Raw genomic sequence first — 5,435 nt, forward strand, 5'->3', positions numbered from 1 at the left:
GTCCGGCGCCCCCGATCTCCCCGGCCGTCCCGCCGGCCTCCTCAGGGGCCGCACCCCCGGCCACGGCAACCCCTACTGACCACGGACGCGCCCCCGCATGGCGGACGGTGGAAAGGTCAGGCATGGGAGAGGGCGAAGGCGACCAGGAAGCCGAGGACGGTGATCAGGCCGACCAGCAGGTGGGCGTCCTCGAACGCCTCCGGGACCATGGTGTCGGTGATCATCGCGAGGATCGCGCCCGCCGCCAGCGCGGTGATGGTGGCCAGCACCTCGGGCGGGGCGCCGCCGAGCAGCGTGTAGCCGGCCAGCGCGGCGGCGCCGCTGACCACGGCGATGGCCGTCCAGAGCAGGAAGACGTACCGCTTGGAGCGACCCGCCTGCCGCATGCCGGCGGCGCTCGACAGGCCCTCCGGCACGTTGCTCAGGAAGACCGCGATCACGGTGACCAGGCTGACCGGGCCGCCGGTGAGCAGGCTCGCGCCGATCACCACCGACTCCGGTACGCCGTCGAGCAGCGCCCCGACCGCGATGGCCGTACCCGAGCCCGGCTGCTCCTGCTCGGAGGGCTGCTGTTCCCCGGAGCGCTTGCGATGCCGGGCACCGCGCCGGGCCAGCAGGATGTTCGCCCCGGTGTAGGTGAGTGCACCGGCGGCCGCCCCGATCGCGGTCGGCAGCAGGCCGCCCTGCTCGTGCGCCTCGGCGATCAGCTCGAAGGAGACCGCACTGAGCAGCACCCCCGCGCCGAACGCCATGATCGAGGCGATGATCCGGCGGGGAACCCGCGCGAAGAATCCGACGACCGCCCCGATCAACAGGGCGGACCCGGCGAGCAGGCCCCAGAACCCCGCTTCCAACCATTCCGGCACTCGCAGGACCGTACCCCCGCCCGGGCGAAGCCGAAACTGTCAGAAGTCGGCGAAGAGGTAGGGCAGCTCGCGGGGGAGGAGGCGGCGCAGCTCGGCCGCCGCGTCCGCCGGTACGTCACCGAGGCCGCGGATGTCCACGTCGGCCGGGTCCAGCACCCCGTACGCGAGCGCGGAGAGCCCGGCGGCGGTGAGCGTCGCGGTCGGTACGCCGGGCCCGGCGGCGGCGGGGAGCAGTTCCAGCCGGCCGGTGGCGCCGTCGAGCAGGTGCGTACCGGCCAGCCAGCGGTCGCCGACCAGTTCGACCCGGACCCGACCGGCCCCGGCCGGCAGCCCGGTCAGCGCGTCCAGGGAGAGCAGTCGGGCCATCGGCGCGGGCGAGCCGGGCCGGGACACCCGCGCCTCGACGTGCACCGCCAGGTCGGTGAGCCAGAGTTCGGGCAGTTCGTCGGCGGGGAGCCGGATCCGGATCCGCTCGACCTGGTCGACGTGCCGGGCGAAGAACTGGAGCAGCAGCGCCCGGGCGTACGGGTCGGCGGCGAGCAGGTCGTCCGCGATCAGTTCCCCGCCGTGGTCGTCGATCCGGTAGGTGACCGCGCCGGCGGTGCTCCCGCCGATCGTGGCGGTGAGCAGCCAGCGGTCGTCGCGGTCGCGCAGCCCGACCGCCCGGAAGTCCGGGAAGATCGCGAAGCCGTGCCGCTCGTGCAGGCAGCGCTCGGTGAAGGCCCGCCAGGTCGGGTAGCCGGCGCCGATCCGCTCCCAGGTGACCTCGCCGGGCAGTTCGGCGCGGAGCAGCGGGCCGAGGTCGGCCGGGGAGAACGTGACCGTCCGCGGCCGGGGCAGTCCGACGTAGCCGAAGCGCTCGTAGAACGAGGCGCGGAACGGGTGCAGCGCGGTGAGCTGATGCCCCTCGTCGCGCATCTCGTCGAGGACCTGGTGCAGCAGCGCCCGGACGTGCCCGCGGCGGCGGGCCAGCGGATGGGTGACCACCCCGGCCACGCCGGCCATCGGCAGCACCCGGCCGCGCAGGTTCTGCCGCATCGGAATGGCCGAGGCGGCGGCCACCGTCTCGCCGTCCTCCTCGACGACCAGGCTCAGGTTGCCCGCGTTGTACGGCAGGTACTCGCGGAACTCCTCGACCCGCCCCGGGGCCATCGGGGACGCCTCGAAGGCGTACGCCTGGAGCGGGAAGCTGGTGGTGGGGCGTTCCTCGGCGGCCAACCGGCGGATGCGCATTTGACCATCCCAACCCGGGCCGGGAACCCGCGCAACCGGATTGGGCCGCTCACAGCTCCGTGACGTCGGAGACCACGACGGTGACGTTGTCCGGCGCGCCGGCCTGATGCGCGAGCTTGACCAGCTGCTCGCCGCACTGCTGCCGGTCGCCGTACGTGGCGAGCGCCGAGGTGATGGCCGGGTCGTCCACGTAGTCGGAGAGGCCGTCGCTGCAGAGCAGCAGCCGGTCGCCGGGAAAGACGGCCAGCGTCCCGATGGCCGGCGGCGCGTCCGAGCCCTGCACCGCCCGGGTGACCAGCGACCGCTGCGGGTGGTGCCGGGCCTGGTCGGGGGAGAGGGCGCCCTGGTCGACCAGGGCCTGGACGAAGGTGTCGTCCCGGGTGAGCTGGGTCAGCTCGCCGTCCCGCAGCAGGTAGCAGCGGGAGTCGCCGACCTGGGCGAGGACCAGGGTGTCGCCGGCGAGCAGGGCGGCGGTCAGCGTCGTACCCATGCCGTCGCGGGCCGGATCCACCGTGATTGCGGCGCGGATGCGCTGGTTGGCGGTGCTCACCACCGCCCGCAGCGCGTCGGCGGCCTCGTCGGGATCGGTCGGCGGGGCCAGCTCGTCCAGGATGCGGATGACGATCTCGCTCGCCACCTCACCGGCGGGGAGCCCGCCCATGCCGTCGGCCACGGCCACCAGGCGGTCACCGGCGAGGGCGGAGTCCTCGTTGTTGGTCCGGACGAGGCCGACGTCGTTGAGGATGGCCGAGCGGAGGATCAGCGTCATGGGTCAAGCTTGCCAAGAAGACCCTGCCGCCGTCTCTACGCACTACTGCGTAGGGTGTCAGAAATGATGCCGGTGTCCATGGTCGGGCGCGCCGGCGAGCTGGCCGAGCTCGACCGGGCGTGGTCCACCGTGGCCATCGGACGCCGGCCGGCACCCACCGTCACGGTGATCACCGGTGTCGCCGGGGTGGGTAAGAGTCTGCTGGTCGCGGCCGCTCTGGAGGGCTTCACTCCGCGTCCGGCGGTGGTCCTCACGGGCGCGGCCCGGGTGCACGACCCGGCCCCGTACGACTGGTTGGCGGCGGTGCTCAGCGGCCGCGACACCGGCGGGTTGGATCTGCCGCCCGACGCGCTGGCCTGGCTGGCCCAGCAGCCCACCGCGCCGCGCGAACGCTACGCCCCGGGCACGCTGCTCCGGCTCGCCGTCCGCACGGTCCGGCTGCTGGTCGGCGCCGGCCCGGCGGTGCTGGTGGTGGAGGACCTGCACGCCCTGGACCCGGCCAGCCTCAACCTGCTGTGCGAGCTGGCGGCGACGCCGGAGCTGCCGGCTCTGCTGGTGGTGGCGAGCCGGCCGCCGGCCGACGCGGTGGCGCCGGACCTCGCGGTCCGCGCGCTGTCCCGCCTCTGCGGGGTACGCGGCGCGGTGCGCCAGCACCTCGCCCCGCTGACCGTCGCCGAGGTGGCCGAGGTGCTGACCCAGGTGTACGACGGGACCCGCCCCGCCGAGCCGGTGGTCGCGGCGGTCTGGCGGCGTACCGGCGGCAACCCGTACGCGCTGACCGAACTGCTCGCCGTGCACGCCGGGGCGGACCCCGAGAGGCTGCTCCACGAGCCGCTGCCGCAGCACTTGGAGCTGTCGGTGCCCCGGCCGGCGGTCCCGCCGGACGCCGAGCTGACCGGCCGGGAGATCGAGGTGCTCGGCTGCCTGGTCGCCGGGATGTCGAACAAGCAGGCCGCCCGGGCGCTCGGCATCTCGGTGCGGACGGTCACCGTGCACGTCTCCAACCTGCTGCGCAAGACCGGGTCGGCGTCGCGTACCGAGGCGGCGCTCTGGGCCGTGCGGCACCGGCTGCCGGTCTCCGCGCCGCCCGTCGGCTGACCGGTCAGCGTCGCGGGTAGCGCAGCAGCAGGCTGGCCTGCACCTCCTCGTCGCCGACGGCGGCGTAGCTGTGCGGCACGTCGGAGGTCCAGCGCAGGTGCCCGCCCGCGGCGGCGGTCAGCGGCGCGTCCACCGGCCCGGCGCGCAGCACGCCGGTGAAGACGGTGACGTGTTCGGTGACCCCGGGCTGGTGCGCGGGGGAGAGCTGCTCCGGGCCGGGGGCGACCCGCATCCGGTACAGCTCGTAGGTCGCGTCGCTGTCGGTGAAGACCTCGAGCAGGGTGGCGCTCACCGCCGCGCCCCGCACGGTGGGCGTCTCGGCCGGTCCGGAGAGGACCGCGGTGAGCGGTACGCCGAGCTGCGCGGTGACCGCGTAGAGGGTTTCCAGGGTGGGGTTGCGAGTGCCGTTCTCGAGGCCGGAGAGGGTGGCCTTTCCGACGCGGGCCAGCCGGGCGAGGGTGGAGAGCGACATCTGCCGCTCCTCGCGGAGCGCGCGGACGCGGCGTCCGACCGCGCCGGCTCCGGCGTCGGGTACCCGGTCACGGGCTGGTGGGGCTGTTGCCATGCGGCTATGGTGCTACACCGTGCTGTTCCGTAAACGGAACGGTCGGACGGGAGGGTGGCATGGCGGGACGACTGCAACCAGTGCTGGCCGGCGTCGTGACCGCCCTGGTCGGCTTCGCCAGCTCGTTCACCGTCGTCCTGGCCGGTCTGCGGGCGGTCGGCGCGAGCGACGCCCAGGCCGCGTCGGGGCTGCTGGTGCTCTGCGTGGCGGCCGGCCTGTGCGCGGTCTGGCTCGGGCTGCGGCACCGGCTGCCGATGGCGATCGCCTGGTCCACCCCGGGGGCGGCGCTGCTGGTGGCGACCGGCCCGGTGCCCGGCGGCTGGCCGGCGGCGGTCGGCGCGTTCCTGGTCGCCGGCCTGCTGATCGTGGCCGCGGGACTGGTCCCCGCGCTCGGCCGGGCCGTCGCCGCGATCCCGGCGCCGATCGCCAGCGCGATGCTCGCCGGGGTGCTGCTGCCGCTCTGCACCGCGCCGGTGCGCGCGCTGATCGAGGTGCCCCGGCTGGCCGGTCCGGTGGTGCTCACCTGGCTGGTGCTGCACCGCTTCGCCCGTCGCTGGGCGGTGCCGGCCGCGCTGGCCGTGGCCGCGGTGATGATCGCGCTGACCACGCCCGGGTCCGGGCCGGATCGGCTGGACCTGGCACCGGCCGTCGTGCTCACCGAGCCGGCGTGGACGGTCTCCGCGGTCGTCGGCCTCGCGCTGCCGCTCTTCCTGGTCACCATGGCCGCGCAGAACGTCCCCGGGACGGCGGTGCTCGCCGGCTACGGCTACCAGGCGCCGCTGGGCTCCGCGCTCCGGGTCACCGGGCTGGCCACCGCGCTCGGCGCGCCGGCCGGCGGGCACGCGGTCAACCTGGCCGCGATCACCGCCGCGCTCGCCGCCGGCCCGGACGCCCACCCCGACCG

6 protein-coding genes are annotated in these 5,435 nt (G+C 75.2%); 2 read left to right on the plus strand and 4 right to left on the minus strand.

From position 1 onward, the window contains the following. Positions 1-116 precede the first annotated feature (116 nt). From DKL51_RS03900 to DKL51_RS03910, 3 genes are read right to left on the minus strand one after another with little or no spacing between them, the layout of a single operon-like run. Complete coding sequence (locus tag DKL51_RS03900) at positions 117-866, minus strand: ZIP family metal transporter (protein WP_109947672.1); 750 nt, start codon at positions 864-866, stop codon at positions 117-119. 39 nt (positions 867-905) lie between these two features. Then, complete coding sequence (locus DKL51_RS03905; RefSeq protein WP_109947673.1) at positions 906-2,099, minus strand: GNAT family N-acetyltransferase; 1,194 nt, start codon at positions 2,097-2,099, stop codon at positions 906-908. Between the two features lie 49 nt (positions 2,100-2,148). Continuing rightward, positions 2,149-2,868, minus strand: a complete 720-nt coding sequence (locus tag DKL51_RS03910) for a PP2C family protein-serine/threonine phosphatase (RefSeq protein ID WP_109947674.1) — start codon at positions 2,866-2,868, stop codon at positions 2,149-2,151. Positions 2,869-2,931: 63 nt separating this feature from the next. Between DKL51_RS03910 and DKL51_RS03915 the strand changes: the two genes are divergently transcribed. Then, a complete protein-coding gene (locus tag DKL51_RS03915) occupies positions 2,932-3,966 on the plus strand; it encodes an AAA family ATPase (RefSeq protein WP_109947675.1) in 1,035 nt (344 codons plus the stop codon). Positions 3,967-3,970: 4 nt separating this feature from the next. On the opposite strand, the gene DKL51_RS03920 is transcribed toward DKL51_RS03915, so the two are convergent. Beyond that, positions 3,971-4,531 (minus strand): helix-turn-helix domain-containing protein, encoded by a 561-nt coding sequence (locus tag DKL51_RS03920; RefSeq protein WP_109947676.1) that lies wholly within the window; start codon positions 4,529-4,531, stop codon positions 3,971-3,973. A gap of 59 nt (positions 4,532-4,590) precedes the next feature. Here DKL51_RS03920 and DKL51_RS03925 point away from each other — a divergent pair. Beyond that, a partial coding sequence (locus DKL51_RS03925; protein ID WP_124811731.1) for a benzoate/H(+) symporter BenE family transporter occupies positions 4,591-5,435 on the plus strand: 845 nt, incomplete at its 3' end.

This window comes from Micromonospora globispora (assembly GCF_003857015.1).
Taxonomy (GTDB): Bacteria; Actinomycetota; Actinomycetes; order Mycobacteriales; family Micromonosporaceae; genus Micromonospora; species Micromonospora globispora.